General features: G+C 67.9%; 21 protein-coding genes. 8 read left to right on the forward strand and 13 right to left on the reverse strand.

What is annotated here, in order from left to right:
- Positions 1-3 precede the first annotated feature (3 nt).
- On the reverse strand, positions 4-1032 hold the full coding sequence (locus tag V3W46_RS03790) for a LacI family DNA-binding transcriptional regulator (RefSeq protein ID WP_331781761.1): 1029 nt from the start codon (positions 1030-1032) through the stop codon (positions 4-6).
- Between the two features lie 61 nt (positions 1033-1093).
- Between V3W46_RS03790 and V3W46_RS03795 the strand changes: the two genes are divergently transcribed.
- From V3W46_RS03795 to V3W46_RS03805, 3 genes are all read left to right on the forward strand, one after another.
- Positions 1094-2332: an HAD-IA family hydrolase gene (locus V3W46_RS03795; RefSeq protein WP_331781762.1), complete on the forward strand. Its 1239-nt coding sequence runs from the start codon at positions 1094-1096 to the stop codon at positions 2330-2332.
- Between the two features lie 68 nt (positions 2333-2400).
- Entirely contained in the window at positions 2401-3102 is a 702-nt protein-coding gene (locus tag V3W46_RS03800) for an AAA family ATPase (RefSeq protein WP_331781763.1), read from the forward strand.
- Between the two features lie 120 nt (positions 3103-3222).
- Positions 3223-5745 carry a phosphoketolase family protein gene (locus V3W46_RS03805; protein ID WP_331781764.1) on the forward strand — a complete coding sequence of 841 codons (2523 nt, stop codon included), beginning with the start codon at positions 3223-3225 and terminating at the stop codon, positions 5743-5745.
- Between the two features lies 1 nt (position 5746).
- Here the strand turns inward: V3W46_RS03805 and V3W46_RS03810 are convergent, their stop codons facing one another.
- Positions 5747-7021, reverse strand: coding sequence for an MFS transporter (locus V3W46_RS03810; protein WP_331781765.1), 1275 nt, complete (start codon positions 7019-7021; stop codon positions 5747-5749).
- Between the two features lie 215 nt (positions 7022-7236).
- Between V3W46_RS03810 and V3W46_RS03815 the strand changes: the two genes are divergently transcribed.
- Together V3W46_RS03815 and V3W46_RS03820 are read left to right on the forward strand one after the other, a co-directional pair.
- Positions 7237-7743 carry an SRPBCC family protein gene (locus tag V3W46_RS03815; RefSeq protein WP_331781766.1) on the forward strand — a complete coding sequence of 169 codons (507 nt, stop codon included), beginning with the start codon at positions 7237-7239 and terminating at the stop codon, positions 7741-7743.
- Positions 7740-8429: a dienelactone hydrolase family protein gene (locus V3W46_RS03820; protein WP_331781767.1), complete on the forward strand. Its 690-nt coding sequence runs from the start codon at positions 7740-7742 to the stop codon at positions 8427-8429. The genes V3W46_RS03815 and V3W46_RS03820 overlap by 4 nt, the downstream gene beginning before the upstream one ends.
- Before the next feature lie 69 nt (positions 8430-8498).
- Here the strand turns inward: V3W46_RS03820 and V3W46_RS03825 are convergent, their stop codons facing one another.
- On the reverse strand, positions 8499-9017 hold the full coding sequence (locus tag V3W46_RS03825) for a DinB family protein (protein ID WP_331781768.1): 519 nt from the start codon (positions 9015-9017) through the stop codon (positions 8499-8501).
- Positions 9018-9109: 92 nt separating this feature from the next.
- On the opposite strand from V3W46_RS03825, the gene V3W46_RS03830 reads away from it, so the two are divergent.
- The 3 genes from V3W46_RS03830 to V3W46_RS03840 are packed head-to-tail and all read left to right on the forward strand — an operon-like array spanning position 9110 to position 10866.
- The gene (locus V3W46_RS03830) at positions 9110-9421 is read left to right on the forward strand and encodes a DUF2470 domain-containing protein (protein ID WP_331781769.1); all 312 of its coding nucleotides are present in this window, start codon (positions 9110-9112) and stop codon (positions 9419-9421) included.
- A gap of 29 nt (positions 9422-9450) precedes the next feature.
- On the forward strand, positions 9451-10104 hold the full coding sequence (locus tag V3W46_RS03835; RefSeq protein ID WP_331781770.1) for a biliverdin-producing heme oxygenase: 654 nt from the start codon (positions 9451-9453) through the stop codon (positions 10102-10104).
- A gap of 48 nt (positions 10105-10152) precedes the next feature.
- Entirely contained in the window at positions 10153-10866 is a 714-nt protein-coding gene (locus V3W46_RS03840; RefSeq protein WP_331781771.1) for an alpha/beta fold hydrolase, read from the forward strand.
- Here V3W46_RS03840 and V3W46_RS03845 read toward each other — a convergent pair.
- The 10 genes from V3W46_RS03845 to V3W46_RS03890 all read right to left on the reverse strand — a co-directional run bounded on the left by V3W46_RS03845 (position 10841) and on the right by V3W46_RS03890 (position 18842).
- On the reverse strand, positions 10841-12121 hold the full coding sequence (locus V3W46_RS03845; protein ID WP_331781772.1) for an ATP-dependent DNA helicase: 1281 nt from the start codon (positions 12119-12121) through the stop codon (positions 10841-10843). The genes V3W46_RS03840 and V3W46_RS03845 overlap by 26 nt on opposite strands.
- 39 nt (positions 12122-12160) lie before the next feature.
- Entirely contained in the window at positions 12161-14119 is a 1959-nt protein-coding gene (locus V3W46_RS03850) for a cytochrome c oxidase assembly protein (RefSeq protein WP_331781773.1), read from the reverse strand.
- Positions 14120-14321: 202 nt separating this feature from the next.
- Positions 14322-14609: an HU family DNA-binding protein gene (locus V3W46_RS03855; RefSeq protein ID WP_331781774.1), complete on the reverse strand. Its 288-nt coding sequence runs from the start codon at positions 14607-14609 to the stop codon at positions 14322-14324.
- Positions 14610-14780: 171 nt separating this feature from the next.
- Positions 14781-15086 (reverse strand): 30S ribosomal protein S14, encoded by a 306-nt coding sequence (gene rpsN / locus V3W46_RS03860; protein WP_331781775.1) that lies wholly within the window; start codon positions 15084-15086, stop codon positions 14781-14783.
- 3 nt (positions 15087-15089) lie between these two features.
- A complete protein-coding gene (gene rpmG, locus V3W46_RS03865) occupies positions 15090-15257 on the reverse strand; it encodes a 50S ribosomal protein L33 (RefSeq protein ID WP_168916676.1) in 168 nt (55 codons plus the stop codon).
- Positions 15257-15493, reverse strand: a complete 237-nt coding sequence (rpmB, locus tag V3W46_RS03870) for a 50S ribosomal protein L28 (protein ID WP_331781776.1) — start codon at positions 15491-15493, stop codon at positions 15257-15259. Before rpmB ends, rpmG begins: the two co-directional genes overlap by 1 nt.
- Positions 15494-15668: 175 nt before the next feature.
- Entirely contained in the window at positions 15669-16058 is a 390-nt protein-coding gene (locus V3W46_RS03875) for a Fur family transcriptional regulator (protein ID WP_331781777.1), read from the reverse strand.
- 51 nt (positions 16059-16109) lie between these two features.
- Positions 16110-16994 (reverse strand): metal ABC transporter permease, encoded by an 885-nt coding sequence (locus V3W46_RS03880; RefSeq protein ID WP_331781778.1) that lies wholly within the window; start codon positions 16992-16994, stop codon positions 16110-16112.
- Complete coding sequence (locus V3W46_RS03885) at positions 16991-17845, reverse strand: metal ABC transporter ATP-binding protein (protein ID WP_331781779.1); 855 nt, start codon at positions 17843-17845, stop codon at positions 16991-16993. Before V3W46_RS03885 ends, V3W46_RS03880 begins: the two co-directional genes overlap by 4 nt.
- A 7-nt stretch (positions 17846-17852) precedes the next feature.
- Entirely contained in the window at positions 17853-18842 is a 990-nt protein-coding gene (locus V3W46_RS03890) for a metal ABC transporter solute-binding protein, Zn/Mn family (RefSeq protein ID WP_331781780.1), read from the reverse strand.
- Between the last annotated feature and the right edge of the window lie 39 nt (positions 18843-18881).

The following is an 18881-nucleotide window of genomic DNA, read 5'->3' on the forward strand; positions in this document are numbered from 1 at the left end:
CGGTCAGCGCCTTTCTGAGGTGAGAACGTCGGTGAGCTTGGGGGCCGAGATGAGGTGGCTGGCGCGCGACACGAAGCCGGTCTCGACCGTGCGGTCGACCGCCTCGAGCGACGTGTCGCCGAACCGCTCCACCAGGCGCTCGAACGCCAGGGCGCCGATGAGGTAGGGGTCTTGGTCGATGCACGAGACGGCAGGGTTCACTGCGTCGGCGAGGGCGAAGTCGCCGAACGAGATGACGGCCAGGTCGGTGCGGCCGAGGTGGTGCATCGCCGAGATTACCGAGGTCGCGTGTCGCGCGTTGGCGAGAAAGAGGGCCGTCGGCGGGTCGGCGAGCGACAGCACGTCCTTGAGGGCGGCCGTCGCCGCGGCGCTCTCGAACGAGACCTCGGGCACGAACCGCGGGTCGAGCGCGATGCCGTTCTCGGTGAGCACGTCTTCGTAGGCGGCGCGCCGGCGGTCGGCCGTCTGGATGCGCGGGTCGTAGCCGATCAGCGCGATGCGGCGGTGTCCGCGCGCGACGAGCCGCGCCACCCCGTCGCGTGCGGCGGCGTAGTCGTCGACCGTGACCGAGTCGAGACCCGGCACCGAACGGTCGACGGTGACCACGGGCATGATCGAGCGGTAGGGCTCCAGAAACGTGTGGTCGTTGCCCACGGGGGCCAGAATGACGCCGCGCACGTGCTGGCTGGCGAGGTTCAGCAGCTGGGCGTGCTCGCGGCCGGCGTCGAAGCCGGTGCTGCCGATGATCACCGAGAGGCCGAGGGTGATCGCGCGGTCTTCGATGGCGCTGACCAGCGACGAGAAGAACACGTCGTCGATGGAGTCGACCACGACCCCCACGGTGTTGCCCGCGCCGGTCTTCAGCGAGCGCGCCATGGTGTTCGGAACGTAGTTGAGCGCGACGATGGCCTCTTCGACCCGGCGGCGCATCGCGGGTTCGACGGTGCTGACGCCATTGATCACGCGAGACACCGTCTTGATGCTCACGTTCGCCATGGCGGCGACGTCTTTGATGCCTGCGCGCTCGTTCATCTCTCCTCATCGCGTTCGTCTCACCGGTGTGAGACAACGTTGTCTCTGCTATGTTGACTGTATGAGCGCGCAAAGTCAAGTCACCGGTGACATGGATGCCCGACCACCCCTCATCGTCCTCGTCGCCGGTGCCGCCGGCAGCGGCAAGACCACCCTCGGCCGTGCGCTCGCCCGCGAGCTGGGGCTGCCCATCCTCGACCTCGACCAGCTCACCAACCCGTTGCTCGACACGTTGACGGGTGCCCTGCCGGGCGAGCACTGGCTGTCGGGCCCGCACGCCGCCGAGGTGCGCCGGGGCCGATACGCGGCCCTGGTCGCCGCCGCGGCCGACATCGCCGGCCTGCCGATGGGCGCCGTGCTGGTCGCACCGTTCACCGCCGAGCTGCGGGGAGGAGACGAGTGGCGTGCGCTGTCGTCGTCGCTGCCCGACACGACCATCGAAGTCGTGCACGTCGACGGGTCACCAGAGCTGCTCGCCGAACGCCGGCAGGCCCGGGGCGAAGCGCGTGACGCCCACCGTCTGGCCGGCCCGCCGGCGGTGACCCCGGGCATCCCGCACCTGCGCGTGGAGGCGGCCCTCTCGACCCACCAGCAGCTGCAGCGCGTCCTGCAGCACCTCGGCCGGCGCGAACCCATCGACCCGTCGAGCCCGCTGTTCGGCGCCACGTTCGATGCGGTGCTGTTCGACCTCGACGGAACACTCATCGACTCGACCCCCGCCGTGCTGCGCAGTTGGCGCCGGCTCGCCCAGGAGTACACCTTCGACCCGGCCGAGGTGCAGACCAACCATGGCCAGCCCGCCAGGGCCCTGCTCGAGCGGCTGCTCGCCCCCGAGCTGGTACCCGCCGCCGCACTGCGCATCGAGCAGCTCGAGTCGGCCGACACCGGGGGAGTGGCGGCGACCCCGGGGGCGACCGAGCTGTTCGCGTCGCTTCCCGACCCGGCACGTGCCATCGTCACCTCGGGCACCCGCCTGATCGCCACCTCGCGGCTCGCCGCTGCCGGGTTCCCCCTCCCCGCCGTCTTCGTGACCGCCGACGACATCACCCGTGGCAAGCCCGATCCCGAGCCGTACCTGCTCGCCGCAACCCGGCTCGGCGTCGACCCCGCGCGCTGTCTCGTGGTCGAAGACGCCCCCGCGGGCATCCGTTCTGCCCGGGCCGCCGGATGCTCGGTGCTGGCCGTCAGCGGAACCGCCGACCCCGCAGAACTCGACGCCGACCTCTTCGTCGACGCCCTCGATCGCGTGCGCCTCACCCCGGCCCCCGGCGGCGGCTTCACCCTGGCCCCGGCACTCTGACCCGTTCCTCACCCGACCCCCGTCGGCGCCTCACCCCACTACTCCTTCGCGGCTGGCAGAGTGGAGCCATGATCATCGAGGGGCTGCGGGTCGCCGACGAACGTGCCGACCGCGGCCGCTGGCCGTACACGGTACCCGCCGTGGCGGGGTTGATCGGTGAGGGCCTGCGCCTCGAAGCGCCCGTGACCTTTCTCGTCGGCGAGAACGGCAGTGGCAAGTCGACCATCGTCGAGGCCATCGCCGAGGCGTGGGGGGTGGATGTTCGGGGCGGCCACAGTGGCCGCAAGTACTCATCAGAGCTTGCGCGCTCCCCGCTCGGCGAAATCCTCGTGCTCGACCGCGGAGCCGAGGGCGTCGCCATGGTGCGCACCAAGGCGAAGGGATTCTTCTTGCGGTCGGAGACTGCCTTCGACGTGTTCGAGCGGCTCGGCTACGGCCCCGGTTACACCGAGGTGAGCCACGGCGAGAGTTTTCTGCAGACCTTCGAGGAACGCTTCGGTGGCCGCGGGCTCTACATTCTCGACGAGCCGGAGGCGGCGCTGTCGTTCACGGCCTGCCTGAGCCTCATCGCGAAGCTGGCCGAGGTCGTAGAGGCGGGAGGCCAGGTCATCTGCGCCACCCACTCGCCCATCCTGACTGCGATGCACGGGGCGAGCATCGTCGAGCTCGACGCCGACGGCCTGCGCCCTTCGGCGTGGGCCGAGCTCGAGTTGGTGCAGCACTGGCGGCGGTTTCTCGACGCGCCGGAACGGTACCTGCGGCACCTCTGACGGCGAGTTCACCAGATCGTCACAGCCCAGACCTAGTGGCGCCCCGCCCGTGTGCATAGGCTGGCCACGACAGACCACGCCGAGCTCTACTGTGGGCCCGCGCACACGAAGGGCTTCACCATGACCGATCTGGCCGAAACACCCGCGACAGCTCTGAACGAGGCTGCGCCGCCCGGCGGGGGTGCCGCCGGGCATCCGTGGCCCAGCCTCGAGCCGCAGCGACTCGAGGGCGAAGAGTTGCAGCGCGTGAACGCGTGGTGGCGCGCCGCGAACTACCTGTCGATCGGTCAGATCTACCTGCTCGACAACCCCCTGCTGAAGACCCCGCTGAGCCGCGACGACATCAAGCCGCGCCTGCTCGGTCACTGGGGTACGACGCCCGGGCTCAACTTCATCTACGCGCACCTGAACCGCATCATCCAGCAGCGTGAGCAGGCCACGCTCTACGTCACCGGCCCCGGCCACGGCGGCCCCGGCATGGTCGCGAACGCCTACCTCGACGGCACCTACTCCGAGGTGTACTCGCCCATCACGCAAGACGAGCGGGGCATGAAGCGCCTGTTCCGCCAGTTCTCGTTTCCGGGAGGCATCCCGAGCCACGACTCGCCCGAGACCCCCGGCTCCATCCACGAGGGCGGCGAGCTCGGCTACTCGCTCAGTCACGCCTACGGGGCCGCGTTCGACAACCCGAACCTGCTGGTCGCCTGCGTGATCGGCGACGGCGAGGCAGAGACGGGCCCGCTGGCCACCAGCTGGCACTCCAACAAGTTTCTGGATGCCGCACAAGACGGTGTCGTGCTGCCGATCCTGCACCTCAACGGCTACAAGATCGCGAACCCCACGGTTCTGGCCCGCATTCCCGAGGACGAGCTGCTCGATCTGATGCGCGGCTACGGACACAACCCGCACATCGTCTCGGGCGGCTTCGACGACGAAGACCCGCTGCTCGTGCACCAGCGCATGGCCGAGACGCTCGACGAGGTGCTCAACGAAATCGCCGAGATCAAGCGCCAGGCCGCCGACGGCAGCCTCACCGGTACGGCCCGCTGGCCGATGATCATTCTGCGCACGCCCAAAGGCTGGACATGCCCGAAGGAGATCGACGGCCTGCCCGTCGAGAACACCTGGCGCGCCCACCAGGTGCCGCTCGCGAACGCCCGCGACACTGAGGCGCACACGCGCATTCTCGAAGACTGGCTGAAGAAGTACAAGGCCGACGAGCTGTTCGACGAGAACGGCGCGCCGATCGACTTCATCACGTCGCTCGCACCACGCGGCGACCTGCGGATGAGCGCCACCCCGTTCGCGAACGGCGGCCTGCTGCGTCGCGAACTGAACCTGCCCGACTTTCGCGACTACGGGGTCGACGTGCCGAGCCCCGGCGCCACCGACGACTCTGCCACGAAGGTGCTGGGCGACTGGCTCGCCGACGTCATCGAGCAGAACCCCGACAACTTTCGCATCTTCGGCCCCGACGAGACCGCGTCGAACCGGCTGCAGGGCGTCTACAAGACCACCGAGAAGCAGTGGAACTCCGCCATCTGGCCGATCGACGAACACCTCGCCCGGGCCGGCCGTGTCATGGAGGTGCTGAGCGAGCACCAGTGCGAGGGCTGGCTCGAGGGCTACCTGCTCACGGGCCGTCACGGCATGTTCAACTGCTACGAGGCGTTCATCCACATCATCGACTCCATGGCCAACCAGCACGCCAAGTGGCTGAAGGTCTCGCGCACGATTCCGTGGCGCCGGTCGATCTCGTCGCTGAACTACCTGCTCTCGTCTCACGTCTGGCGGCAGGATCACAACGGCTTCAGCCACCAAGATCCGGGTTTCATCGACCACATGGTGAACAAGAAGGCCGACGTCGTGCGGGTCTACCTGCCGGTGGATGCCAACACCCTGCTCTCGACGTACGACCACTGCCTCCGCTCGGTCGACTACATCAACGTGGTCGTGGCCGGCAAGCAGCCCGCCCCGAACTGGCTGACGATGGCGGAGGCCGTGGCGCACTGCACCCGCGGCCTCGGCATCTGGCCGTGGGCCGGCACCGAGGTCGAGGGCGAAGAACCCGATGTCGTGCTCGCGTGTGCGGGCGACGTTCCGGCGCTCGAGACGCTGGCCGCGGCCGCCATTCTGCGCGAGCACCTGCCGCAGCTGAAGGTGCGGGTCGTGAACGTGGTCGATCTCATGCGGCTGCAGTCAGACACCGAGCATCCGCACGGTCTCGCCGACGAAGAGTTCGACACCATCTTCACCACCACGAAGCCCGTGGTCTTCGCGTACCACGGTTACCCGTCGCTCATCCATCGCCTGACCTATCGGCGCACCGGCCACAACAATCTGCACGTGCGGGGCTACAAGGAGGAGGGCACCACCACGACGCCGTTCGACATGGTGATGCTGAACGACCTCGACCGGTACCACCTGGTGATGGACGTCATCGACCGCGTGCCGCACCTCGCCGTGGTGGCTGCCGGCCTGCGTCAGCAGATGCAAGACGCTCGTATGCGCGCACGGGCATATACCCGCGAGCACGGCGAAGACATCCCGATTGTCGCCGAGTGGAGCTGGTCACGCTCGAACGGAACCGGGGTCTCTCAGCAGAGCTCGATGGCCGACGACACCGGCGGCGACAACACCTGAGTCAGGGGTTCTGCCCAGCGGTCGCGTCCGACCCGGCCGTCACGGCGGCGACCGGCTCCGGATGCCCGTGGCGACGGTTCACGAGTGAACTCAGTACCCCGTACACCCCCACCGCGACCGCCGCCACGGTGGAGATGAGATAGGCGCTGAACGCCGACCCGTCGTCGACCACGATGCCCGCGAGCGCCCCGCCGAACGTCACGCCGAGCGCGAGGCCGATCGACGGCCAGGTCAACGCCTCGGTCAGGCGTGACTCGTCGACGCGCGAGGTGATCAGCGACGTGCCCGAGATGAGCACCGGCGTCGTCACGAGTCCTGCCACGAAGATCAGGCTGGCGAGAACCCCGGGGCTCTGGAACATCAGCAGGCTCGGCACGACAACCGCGTAGGCGACGGCGCTCACCAGCACGCGGGTGGCGGGCGTCCAGCCGGCGCTGATCGGGCCGAACGCGAAGCCGGCGAGCACACTGCCGACCGAGAAGACCGCGAGAATCACGCCTGTCAGCCAGGGCTGGCCGGTCTCGGTGCCGAGGCCGACGGCGGCCAGGTCGATGGCGGCGAACACGGTTCCGACCCCGAGGTAGATCGGCAGCAGGCCCAGCACGCCCGCGGGCGGGCGCCACGAACGGCGCGGCAGCGGCAGACCGCCGGGCTGGGTGTGCACCCGCGGAGTGGTCGAGCGCTGAGACCACAGCCAGAACCCGCCCCCGACGCCCACCAGAACGCCCGTCGCGAAGCCGACCACCGTTCCGGCCGACGCGGCGATGAGCGTGACGAGCGGCGGCCCGACGACGAAGACGAGTTCGTCGCTCACCGACTCGAGCGCGAGCGACGTGTGGCGCTGCTGCGGCGACGAGACCGCCGAGCGCCAGCGCGCACGCACCAGCGATCCGACGTCGATCGACGCAGCCCCGAGCAGGAACGCGGCGATGAACCAGGTGAACACGGGGGCCGCGCAGACGACCACCAGCACCAGGGCGGCCGCCGCGGCGGCGGCGGCCGTGAGAGTCAATGGCAGCACACGGCGCTGGCCCCGGGCATCCACGGCCCTCGACCAGAGCGGCCCGCCGATGGCGAGCCCCACCACCGTGGCCCCCGACACGGCACCAGCGAGGGCGAAGCTGCCGCTCTGCGCCGACACGAGCAGAATGGTGGCGATTCCCGTCGTGGAGCGCAGCATGCGCCCCAGCCAGCCGGCGGCGACGAAACTGCGCGATCCGGGAACGCGGAGAATGTCGGCGTAGGAGCCGACGAGACGAATGCGTGCAGCAGCCACGCGTGAAACCCTCACTGGCCGCCGGCCGAAGGCAGGAATGCCTGCCGGACACTCGGGGGCGACACCATGACTCTACCGGTTCTGCATCGGCCACGCCCGGAGACAACGGTGTCGAGGCTTGGTCTGCCCGCTAGAATCGGTGCACGCAATCCACGAGCAGCCCGCCTCGGCGAGGCGCCCGTACCGCATCCTCCCCATCATCGACGAGAGCATCCATGCAGCCGAAGCCGGTTCTGTTCACCGCGGTGGGCGTCAGTTTCTCCGAACCCCAGTTCGCCTTCGACGTGATCGTACCGCGCGACGACAGCACGCTGTTCACCGGGTACCTGGGCGTGCTGCCGGCGGTCGTCGGCCTCGAGAACCACGGCGAGACCTACGGCGCCGCGGGTGACTCGCGTACCGTCTTCCTCTCTGACGGCGGCAGCTTCCGCGAGCAGATCGTGCGCTACGAGCGGCCCGCCGAGCCGTCGGCGGCCGGCCACTTCGACTACGACGTCACGCAGTTCACCGGGGTGCTCAGCCACATCGTGTCAGACGCCTCCGCCCGCTGGAGTTACGCACCGGGTACTCCCGGTCGCACCCACATCACCTGGAGTTACGCGTACCGGCCGCTGCCCGGCCGCACCCTGCTCGTACGCCGCGTCATCGGCCCGCTGTGGCGGCGCTACATGCGCCGCTCGATGCTCGCCGTTCTGGCGGCCATCGTCGCCGAACGGCCGTGAGTGTGCCCGAGTTCATCGACATACCGTCGCCGAGCTGGCCCCTCACGTTCGGGGTGCCCGGCAACCCGTCGGTGGTGGTCGTGCACGACAGCTTCGGGCGACTGCCCTACCTCGAGTCGTACGCCACAGCCCTGGCCAACCGCGACTTCTACGTGGTCGTTCCCGATCTCTTCAACGGGCTGGCGACGATCGACGCCGACGGCGCAGAGCACCTGCGCGAGACGATCGACATCGGCTTCGCGCTCGCCACGCTCGAAGACGCGGTGGAACTCGGCCGGGGGCACGGTTTCGACGGGGCACCCGACGCGAGCATCCAGTCGCACAGTACCAAGGTCGGCGTGCTCGGCTTCGAGGTCGGCGGCTGGCTCGCACTGCGGCTCGCCCAGGCCGGGTCGGTCGATGCCGTCGTCGCGTACGCGGCAGGGCTCGGCGACGACGAGCCGGGTGTCATCCCGTGCCCGGTGCTGCTGAACTTCAGCGATTCTGGGCCGTGGGGGGCCGGCCTCACCACCGACGCCTTCGTCAGCCGCCTGAAGGAGATGGGCACGCCGGTCGGGCGGCACCTGTACGCGGGAACCGAGCCGTACTTCGCCAACGCCACCCTGCTCGACCGGCTCGACAAGAACGCGGCCGCCCTCGCCTTCGCGCGGTCGACCTACTTTCTGCAGGAGCACCTCGACGAGTAGCCCGCCGCCGGTCGGCGACCGCCGTCGCTCGGGCCGGATCGCCGCCACCCCTGCGGACCGGATGCCCGGCTAGCCGTTCACATCGTGCAGGTGGTGCACGGGGTCATGAATGAAGTACCGCGCCAGGGTGTCGACCGTGAAAGCCGATCCGTCGCTTCGCCGGCCGGTGCGGTGGCGCTGCTCGTCACGTACAGAGTCGAGCGCTGCGGCGAGCGCCTCGGCCGCCGCCAGGAGCTCGGCCGAGACGACGGCCGGGTCTTGGTCGTTGTACCGCTCGTCGATGGCTGTGGCATCCTGATCCCAGTTGGCGAAGGCCGGGTCGTCTTCGTCGAGCATCAGCGCAAGACGCAGGCGGAAGATGCGGAACACGTCTCGCACGTGCGCCCCGTACTCGAGCGCCGACCAGGTCGACGCGTCGGGGCGCTCGGCGACATTAGCGCGGGCCAGCACCGCGGGCCAGGCCGCGGCATTCTCGCGGGTGAGCCGGGGCACGTCGTGGGCGTCGGTCGCCGACGAGTCGAAGCCGCATTCGGGGCATTCTCGTTCGAGAACCCATGTCCAGTTCTTGGTGTCGGGAACAATAGCCATGCCGACAGTGTAGGCAGCGACGCCGGATGCCCCCGCACGGGTTCTGGTCACCGATGCGCGATTTGCTGCCAGCGTTTCGCTACCGTAAGGGCATGACCGCTTTCGCCGCAGACATTGTCGACGCCATCCTGGCGCACATGAACAACGACCACTCCGACGACAACCTCGCCATCGTGCGTGCGTTCGGTGCTCCCGACGCCGAGCGCGCCCAGATGATAGACCTCGACACGGTCGGCGGCACCTGGACAGCGTGGCTGGTTCCCGAAGACGAGACCGTGCAGGTCGTCGTGCCCTGGCCGGCCGGCACGATCCAGACGCGCGGCGAGATCAGGCAGCAGATCGTGGCGCTCTCCGACGCGGCGTCGGCGGCCCTCGGGCTACCGCCGCGCGACCACGTCGAGTAAGGTAAGGGCACACTTACCTAGGAGTCGTCGTGTCGAATGTCATCCCCTTCTCCCAGGCCCTCCGCGAGCGCACCTGGTCGGGTCATGGCGAGAGCGAGGGCGCCGGCTTCATGACCGATCTGATGAACGGCGCTGGCAGCCGAGACGACTACATCGCGCTCGTCGCGCAGCACTACTTCATCTACGAGGCCATCGAGTCGGCCGCCGAGCGCATGAAGAACGACCCGACCGCCGCGCCCTTCATCTCGTCGAAGCTCACCCGCCTGCCCGCCATTCGCGAAGACCTCGCCTTTCTGATCGGCGACGACTGGCTCGAGCAGATCACTCCGCTGCCGACGACCGCCCGCTATGCCGCCCGCATCCGCGAAGTGGGGGCCACCTGGAGCGGCGGGTTCATCGCCCACCACTACACGCGCTATCTCGGTGACCTGTCGGGTGGCCAGGTCATCCGCACCCTGATGCAACGCCGGTTCGGCTTCGAGACGAACGGTGTGGGCTTCTACCTCTTCGCCGACATCGCCAAGCCCCGCGAGTTCAAACAGACCTATCGCGCCCAGCTCGACGCGGTGAACTGGAGCGACGATGAGCGTGAGCGCGTGATCGACGAGGTCGTGGCCGCGTACCGCTTCAACACCGAGCTCTTCATCGACCTCGCCGACGCCAAGGCGGCCGCAGCCGCGTAGGGCGGCCGCATCCGCCTAAGCTGGGGGCACGATGATCGGGGGTCGACGATGAACGTCATTCTGGTGCCGGGCTTCTGGCTGGGGGCCTGGTCATGGTCGCCGGTCACGGCAGCGCTGTTCGATGCGGGCCACGCCGTGCATCCGCTCACCCTGCCGGGCATGACGTCGGTCGACGACGACCGCCGGGGCATCGGCCTCGCCGACCACATCGCGGCCGTCGTCGCCGCCATCGACGAGCTGCCCCAGGGCGACGACGCCGATATCGTGCTGATCGGCCACAGCGGCGGCGGCCCCATCAGCTACGCAGCCTCTGACCAGCGGCCCGACCGAGTGCGGCAGGTCGTCTACGTCGACAGCGGGCCGCTCGCGAACGGGCTCGCGATCAATCCTGACATTCCCGAGATCGACGGTGAGCTGCTACTGCCCCCGTGGGAATTCTTCGACACCGACGACCTGGCCGGGCTCACACCGCAACTGCTCGACGAGTTTCGGGCCAACGCCGTGCCCGAACCGAGTGGCGTGGCGAGGGATGGCATCGTCATCAGTGACGATCCGCGCCGGCTCGGCATCCGCTCGACGGTGATCAGCACCACGATGTCGCCCGACCAGCTGAACCACTATGCGGCCGAAGGCGTGCCCTTCCTGGTCGAGCTGCCCCGGTTGACCGACTGCACCGTTCTGGCGCTGCCGACCGGGCACTGGCCCCAGTTCTCGCGGCCCGACGAGCTCGCCGAGCTCATTGTGGCGTCGGTCGGCGCATGAACCGCTGCACGTCGGTGTCGACGATGATGTCTGCGGGGCGCAGCGGCCTCGACAGGTAGAGCCCGTCGAGCGAGGTCAGGCGGCTCAGGGCCACGTAGGTCTGGCCCGAGCTGAAGACCCGCGAACCGAGGTCGACGATCGCGCGGTCGTACGTCTTGCCCTGCGATTTGTGGATGGTGACGGCCCAGGCCAGGCGCAACGGAAACTGGGTGAACTCGCCGATGACGTCTTTCGTGAGCTGCTTGCTGGTCGTCGAGTACGAGTACTTGTACCTCTCCCAGCTCACCGGCTCGACCTCGTGCACCTCGCCGTCGACCTCCACCCACACAGAGCCGGCGATCTTGGTGACCGTGCCGATGGTGCCGTTCACCCAGCGCTGGTCTGAGTCGTTGCGCAGGAACATCACCTGGGCGCCGGCCTTCAGCTCGAGACTCTCTTCGGCCGGGTAGGCGCGGCCGCCGAAGTCGCCCGACACCTCGGCCTTCGCCGTCTTGAGCGCCCCCTTCAACCGCTTCAGCGCCTCAGCGTTGATGCGGTTCACCGAATCGTTGCGGGTGGCGAGGGTGATGGTGCCGTCGGTCGGCGGCGTTCTGGCCCCGGCGCCGTTCAGGGCATCCGCGATCTCTTTCGTCACCATGCCGTGGCGCACCGCGTTGAGCATGAACTTGAAGTCGTCGTCGCTCTGCCGGTGGATCTCACTGAGCTCGACGATGTTGAGCACCGCCTCGCGCCACACCTTCGCGTCGAAGAACCACATCGACGCGTAGTGGTCGCTGAAGTACGCCCGCTCGTCGGAGTCGCCCGGCACCGGTGCCAGCTGGTAGGGGTCGCCGAACAGCACGATCTGCACGCCGCCGAATGCCTCGAGTGGCCGCTGCCGCGCCTGACGCAGGCTGCGGTCGATCGCATCCATCAGGTCGGCATTGACCATCGAGACCTCGTCGATGACCAGCGTGTCGATGGTGTTCAGGATCTTGCGCACATCGCCGCCCTGTTCGATGTCGTGGTCGGCGATCACGCCGATCGGCAGCCGGAACAGAGAGTGGATGGTCTGGCCGCCCACATTCAACGCCGCGACGCCGGTCGGGGCCGAGATCACCACCTGCTTCTCGGTGTTCCAGGCCAGATGGTTCAGCAGAGTGGACTTGCCGGTGCCGGCCCGCCCCGTCACGAACACGTGGTTCTTCGTACCCTCGATGAGTTCGAACACGCGCTGCTGCTCGGCCGAGAGCTGGGGGCCTGCCGCGGTCACCATGTCGTCGCTACCACGAGGTCACTGTAGTGCATGCCGGCCTCACCGCGTCTTGTCGAGGCGCTGCAGCATCGCGTTGTACTCGTTGAGCTCGGCATCGTTCGTGCGGTCTGCGTTGCGGTCGAGGCGTTTGGTCTCTTTGGTGTCGCTGCGACCCCACTGGATGGCCACCACGATAGCCAGGATGACGGTGGGTATCTCGCCGATGCTCCAGGCGATGCCGCCACCGTACTGCTGGTCGGCGATGGCGCTGATGCCCCACGTGCGGCCCATCGACCCGTACCAGTCGGCCAGCAGCAGCCCCGAGCCGGTCATCAGCGTCAGGCCGAAGAAGGCGTGGAAGGCCATGGTGCCGAGCAGCAGCAGCAGCTTGAACGGATAGGGCAGCTTGAACGGCACGGGGTCGATGCCGATGAGGGCCTGCGCGAAGAGGTAGCCCACGATCAAGAAGTGGATGATCATCCACTCGTGCCCGATGTGATCGGTGGTCGCCCAGCGGAACAGGGGTGTGTAGTAGAAGACGAGCAGGCTGCCCGCGAAGAGCACCGCGGCCACGATCGGATTCGCGAGGAAGCTGCCGACCTTCGAGTGCACGGCGAGCAGTATCCACTCCCGCCCGCCGCGCGTGCCGTCGGTGCGCTTGGCGATGGCACGAAGCGCGAGGGTAATGGGCCCCGCTGACACCAGCAGAATCGGGATCATCATGGCGAGAATCATGTGCCCCATCATGTGAACGCTGAACAGGTACTTCTCGTACACGTTCATGAACCCGTTCGTCACGAAGGCGAGCAGCAGCATACCCGCCACCCACAACACCGTGCGGTACATCGGCCAGCGGTCGCCGCGGCGCCGCAGCCGCACCACGCCGGCGATGTAGAAGAAGATGCCGAAACCGCAGATCAAGAGCCAGAGCAGATCGAAGTTCCACTGCGTGATGAAGGTGCCGAAGGTCAGCTCGGCGGGAACCGGCGAGCCGGTCAGGATCTCGGCCGGCGTCGGGCTGGTGGGCAGCACCTCGGGAATCGGCGTCGCCGTTCTCGCGAGGGCGACGGCCACACCGGATGCCACGCCCATGAACACCAGTTCGGCCACGACGATGCGCCAGAACACTGCGCGCCCGCCCGAGTCGCTCAGGCGCCTGATGAGCAGCCGGCGGTACATCGCCCCGATGAGGCCGAGAACGATGAGGGCCGCCACCTTCACCAGTACGAGGATGCCGTAGGGCGTCAGCAGCCGGTCGAGCGACCCGATGCGAAGCTCGGCGCTCACGTAGCCCGACGCCGCCACCACGATGAAGCAGACCAACGCGATCGTCGAGTACCGCGAGACAGCGACGACGAGCCGCTTGTTGTCGAGCTGCCTGACCAGCAGCACGAGGGTGAGCAGGCCGCCGAGCCACGCGGCGGCGAAGACGAGGTGCAGGAAGAGGGCGGTGATGGCGGCGTCATGCCCGTCGGTGCCCGCGGCGTGGCCCTGCTGGGCCATCGGAACCAGGGCGGCGACCGCCAGCAGGCCGACGAATACGAGCCCGGTGAGATTTCTCACGGCGAAGCAGAGCACGGTGACGGCGGCGGCGATGAGCGTGGTCTCGAGCCAAGCCTGGCCGAGCGGAACCGAGCTCAGGAACTGGCCGAGAATCTCGCCGAACTTCGAATCGAGGCTGGCCGACGACGACGTGACGTTCAGAAAGCTGAGAAACCCGGTGATGCCCGCCGAGACGGTGAGCAGGGCGGCCCCGGCGGCTGCGACGTCGAGCGACCGGGCGAACTCGGGTTTGTCGTTGCGCAGCACGAAGACGGCCAGCAGCAGCGCGCCGATCGTGAGCGAGGCGCTGAGGTTCACGAACAGCGTCGCGATGGGCAGACCGAACCGAACCAGGGGGCCTGGATCTTCGAGCAGCAGCGCCGTGGCGCCCCCGCCGTACTCGAGGCCGAGGATGAGCGCAACGAAGGCGACCGCGACGAGGGCAGCCGGGCCTGCTATGCGAATCACTTTTGGCACTCATCAACCCTACGTCAGCGCACCTGTGAAGCCCGCCGTAGCGCGCATCTGTGCACCGCCGGGCGTTCGCCGACCCTGTGCAGAAACCCGGCGCTCCGGCACGCTCGGTGCGCAGAGACGACGAGAAGGGCCTCGGCCGGGGTGCAGAGACGACGAAAGGGGCCCTGACCGAAGTCAGAACCCCTCTCGGGTGAAGAACTGTCTACTTGGCGGCAGCCTTGAGCTTGCTGCCGGCGCTGATCTTGACCGAGTTGCCGGCGGCGATCTGGATGGCCTCGCCGGTCTGCGGGTTGCGGCCGGTGCGGGCGGCACGCGAGGTGCGCTCGACTGCGATCCAGCCCGGGATGGTGACCTTCACGCCGTTCGACACCGAGTCGGCGAGAGTTGCGAACAAGGAGTCGAGCACCTCGTTGACGGCGGTCTGGGTCTGGCCAGACGCGGCAGCAACAGCGGCAACGAGCTCGGTCTTGTTGAGTGACTTATCAGCCATTTAGTGTCCTCCTCGGACCATCCTGCTGCCGGGGCAGCAATTCTTGTAGTTCTCAGTGATGCAGTAAAGCACGCATGCAGTAAAGCATGCCGGCAGCCGAACAGGCCACATTTCGCCTGACTTCTGGCCGATTGCCCGAAGGGCTGGCGAAGTCAGGCGACGATGCGTAACCTACCAGCTCGACTTCGTGATGCCGGGCAACTCGCCCCGGTGTGCCATTTCGCGAAAACGAACACGCGAGATGCCGAAGTTCGAGAGGTGACCACGGGGGCGGCCGTCGACGGCGTCGCGGTTGCGCACGCGCACCGGCGAAGCGTCGCGCGGGAGCTTCTGCAGGCCGACACGAGCCGCTTCACGCGACTCGTCGGTGCCGTTCAGGTCGACGAGGGCCTTCTTGAGCTCGAGGCGCTGTGCGGCGTAGCGGGCCACGATGACCTTGCGCTGCTCGTTCTTTGCGATTTTGCTTGTCTTGGCCATGTGTTACCGCTCCTCTCTAAAGTCGACGTGCTTGCGGATGACCGGGTCGTACTTCTTGAGCACGAGACGGTCGGGGTCGTTACGGCGGTTCTTGCGGGTGACGTAGGTGTACCCGGTACCGGCGGTCGAACGGAGCTTGATGATCGGTCGCACGTCTTGCTGCTTGGCCATTAGATCTTCACCCCGCGACCCTGGATCTCGGCGACCACGGCTTCGATGCCACGGGCATCGATGACCTTGATGCCCTTGGCCGACAACGTCAGCGTGACGTTACGGCGAAGCGACGGTACGTAGTAGGTCTTCTTCTGTACATTCGGGTCGAAACGACGCTTGGTGCGTCGGTGCGAGTGCGAGATGTTGTGACCGAAGCCGGGAACGGCTCCTGTCACCTGGCACACTGCGGCCATGGCTTTCCTCCAATTACCGTAAGGCGAGCGCCTTACCCAAGTTCTCTTGTCGGCACGCACAACTCACCCGAGACGATGAACGAAGGGGATTGTTTGCGCACATGCGAGTGTAGATACCACTCAACCAAAGGGAGAGCCTACGCGAAAAGGGCCCCGATGCGCAAGTTGACGCGGATCAGCCGACCGTCGGAACACACGCGGAGCAGTAGCCGAAGATGTCGACCACGTGCTCGGCCTGCGAGAACCCGTGCAGGGCGGCGACGCTGCGCGCCCACTCCTCGACGTCGTCGGCCTCGATCTCGACGGCGAGCCCGCAGCTGCGGCAGATCAGGTGGTGGTGGTGCGCACTGGAGCACGCCCGGTACAGGCTCTCACCCTCCGGCGACTGCAGGGAGTCGGCCTCACCCTCGCTGGCCAGGTCGCCGAGCGCTCGGTAGACGGTCGCCAGGCCGATGTTCGAGCCGCTGCCACGCAGGTTCGAGTGCAGTGTCTGCGCGCTGACGAAGCCCATCTGGGTGTCGAGGGCGGCACGCACTGCGTCGCGCTGCCAGGTGTTTCGCTTCACTCTTCCCTCCCTTCGCCCACAACTGCCGGGCGACCGGAACTGTGCACAATTTTAGCCACGCGAGCCCGCCAGGGCAGCGGTTCGCCCAGTATTGCCGTGTCGCATACGGCGACGGCCGACCACGCGGCACACCACATAGATCGCAAAGGAGATCGTCGTGACATACGGACTGATCGGAATCGCCCCGCCGAGCGCGAGCATGATGCCGCCCACCAGCGAGACCACCGCGAACACCGTGCTGAGCAACGGCACGACGACGGGCGACGACGAGACGCGCAGGGCCGCGGCGGCCGGCGTGACCAGAATCGAGAGCACCAGCAGCGACCCGACGATCTGCACCGACACGGCCACGGCGAGCCCCAGCAGCAGCATGAAGTACAGCGAGAGGAAACGCGTGGGTACGCCGCGTGCGGCAGCCACGTCGGCGTCGACGCTCGAGAACATCAGCGGCCGCCAGGCGATCGACAGGCCGAGCACGACCACGATCGAGATGGCGATGAGCGAGTTCAGGCGCGGGTCGTCGACGGCCACGATCTGGCCGGTGAGCAGCCCGAACTTGTTGGCCGTGCGGCCGGGGTACAACGACAGGCAGAGAATGCCGAGGCCCAGACCGAAGGGCATCAGCACGGCGATGATCGAGTTTCGGTCGCGGGCGCGCGCGCCCAGTAGGCCGATCAGGGCCGCCGCGACGAGCGAACCGAGAATCGAGCCCTCGACGACGCCAACACCGAACAGCACGCCGGCGGATGCCCCGGCGAACGACAGCTCACTGATGCCGTGCACGGCGAACGCCATGTCTCTCGACATCACGAAGACGCCGATCAGACCGCCCACGACACCCAGCACGGCGCCGGCGATGATCGAATTCTGCAGCAGGGCGAGCAGTTCGCCGTAGTTGTCGAAGTTGAAGATCTGCGGCCAGAGATCGCCGCTCATGCGAGGGAGGGCCCGGCGTCGGGGTGCGCGTGTGCGTCGTGCGGGTCGTGCGCCTCGGGCGTGCCCACCACGACGACGCGCCCCTGTGAGCGGAACACGTCGACAGGCGAGCCGTAGAGCTCTGACAGCACCGGCGACTGCAGCACCTCGTCGGGCGTGCCGATGCGAAACCGGCCGCCGGCGAGGTAGAGCACCCGGTCGACCATGCCGAGCACCGGGTTGATGTCGTGGGTCACGAAGAGCACGCCGAGGTCGCGCTCCCGCCGCTGGCGGTCGATCAGCTCGCTCACGGCCCGCTGGTAGTTGAGGTCGAGTGAGAGCAGCGGCTCATCGCAGAGCAGTAGCGCCGGGTCGCCGGCGAGCGCCTGGCCGACCCTCAGCCGCTGCTGCTCGCCGCCCGACAGGTTCGAGATGGAGACGTCACCGAAGCCGCTCGCGCCCACGTCGCTGAGCAACTCGTCGACCTGCCTGCGGCGCCTCGCCGAGGGCCACGGAATGCCGAACCGGTGACCGGTGAGGCCGAGGCCCACCAGGTCGCGCGCACGCAAGGGCGTTCCGTCGTCGGCGAGCTTCTGCTGGGGAATGTACCCGATACGCCGGTTGCCGCGACTGACCGGCCCGCCGAGAAACTCGACCGACCCGTGGGTCAGCTGCTGCTGGCCGAGAATCACCTTCAGGAGGCTCGTCTTGCCCGATCCGTTGGCGCCGATCACGGCGATGAACTCGCCCGACGCGACTTTCAGGTCGAGATGGCTCCAGAGCGTGCGCGAGCCGTAGGCGAGCGTGGCGTCGGTGAGACGAAGCACGGGCTGCCCGGCGAGCACGTCGTCAGAGCGGTCGACAGAGGTCACGCTGCGCTCACTCCGCCAGGGCGGCGGCGACCGCAGCCAGGTTGCCGGTCATCCACTGCAGATAACTCTCGCCCTGGGGCAGGGTCTCGGTCACACCCACTACAGGCACAGAAGCGGCTCGGGCCGCTGCCACCACCTGGTCGGTCTGCGCCCCAGCGGTCTGCGCGTTGTAGGCGAGCAGCACCACGTCGTGGCCGGCGAACAACGCCGTCGTCTGCGCCAGCACGTCGGGCGCGACGTCGGTGCCGTTCTCGACGGCATCGCTGAACTTCGACGGCGTTTCATCGACGAGGCCGATCGACTGCAGCAGGTAGAGCGGAACCGGCTCGGTGATCGCCACACCACGACCGGCGTAGGTCGTGCGCAGCTGGGCCTCCGTCGCCGACAGCGACGTCAGCTCGGCGGTGAACGCCGCAGCATTCGCGCGATAGGTCGCACTGCCCGCGGGGTCGAGGTCGCCCAGGCTATCGGCCACCTCGTCTGCCACCTTCGTCATCGTTGCGAAGTCGTACCAGAGGTGCTCGTTGAGGTCGCCCGCCGCGGGCCCGAGGTCGTAGCCCGAGATCGTCGCCGCATTCAGCACCACGGCGTGCGTGTTCTTCGAGCTCGACAGCATCGTGTCGATGAAGTCGTCGTAGCCGGCCCCGTTCTCGATCACGATGTCGGCCTTCGATATCGAGAGCTGGTTCTGCCCGTCGGCCTGGTACTCGTGGGGGTCTCTGTCGGGGTCGTCGATGATCGAGGTCACCGACACCAGGTCGCCGCCGATCTGGTGGGCGATGTCGCCGTAGACGCTGGTCGAGGCCACCACCGAGAGGGTCGCCTTCTGCTCGGCGCTGGTCGGGGCTCCGGCCGCCGCCGAGGCCACGGCCGAACCCGTGGCGCCGCCGCTCAGAACGAAGGCGATGGCCGAGATGCCGACCACGACCGGCACGCCGATCGACGCCACCTGGCGCCAGGAAGGCGCGCGCACGGGGGAGGGCGACTGTCGGAACACCCGTCGATGTTATGCGTTATTGATAATGATTGTCAAAAG

This window comes from Subtercola sp. YIM 133946 (genome assembly GCF_036553535.1).
GTDB lineage: Bacteria > Actinomycetota > Actinomycetes > Actinomycetales > Microbacteriaceae > Subtercola.

Bases quoted from the DNA above. Each gene is read 5' to 3' on its own strand.
- V3W46_RS03790 (WP_331781761.1), bottom strand. From the start codon at position 1,032: ATGAACGAGCGCGCAGGCATCAAAGACGTCGCCGCCATGGCGAACGTG.
- V3W46_RS03795 (WP_331781762.1), top strand. From the start codon at position 1,094: ATGAGCGCGCAAAGTCAAGTCACCGGTGACATGGATGCCCGACCACCC.
- V3W46_RS03800 (WP_331781763.1), top strand. From the start codon at position 2,401: ATGATCATCGAGGGGCTGCGGGTCGCCGACGAACGTGCCGACCGCGGC.
- V3W46_RS03805 (WP_331781764.1), top strand. From the start codon at position 3,223: ATGACCGATCTGGCCGAAACACCCGCGACAGCTCTGAACGAGGCTGCG.
- V3W46_RS03815 (WP_331781766.1), top strand. From the start codon at position 7,237: ATGCAGCCGAAGCCGGTTCTGTTCACCGCGGTGGGCGTCAGTTTCTCC.
- V3W46_RS03825 (WP_331781768.1), bottom strand. From the start codon at position 9,017: ATGGCTATTGTTCCCGACACCAAGAACTGGACATGGGTTCTCGAACGA.
- V3W46_RS03830 (WP_331781769.1), top strand. From the start codon at position 9,110: ATGACCGCTTTCGCCGCAGACATTGTCGACGCCATCCTGGCGCACATG.
- V3W46_RS03840 (WP_331781771.1), top strand. From the start codon at position 10,153: ATGAACGTCATTCTGGTGCCGGGCTTCTGGCTGGGGGCCTGGTCATGG.
- V3W46_RS03845 (WP_331781772.1), bottom strand. From the start codon at position 12,121: ATGGTGACCGCGGCAGGCCCCCAGCTCTCGGCCGAGCAGCAGCGCGTG.
- V3W46_RS03855 (WP_331781774.1), bottom strand. From the start codon at position 14,609: ATGGCTGATAAGTCACTCAACAAGACCGAGCTCGTTGCCGCTGTTGCT.
- rpsN (WP_331781775.1), bottom strand. From the start codon at position 15,086: ATGGCCAAGACAAGCAAAATCGCAAAGAACGAGCAGCGCAAGGTCATC.
- rpmG (WP_168916676.1), bottom strand. From the start codon at position 15,257: ATGGCCAAGCAGCAAGACGTGCGACCGATCATCAAGCTCCGTTCGACC.
- rpmB (WP_331781776.1), bottom strand. From the start codon at position 15,493: ATGGCCGCAGTGTGCCAGGTGACAGGAGCCGTTCCCGGCTTCGGTCAC.
- V3W46_RS03880 (WP_331781778.1), bottom strand. From the start codon at position 16,994: ATGAGCGGCGATCTCTGGCCGCAGATCTTCAACTTCGACAACTACGGC.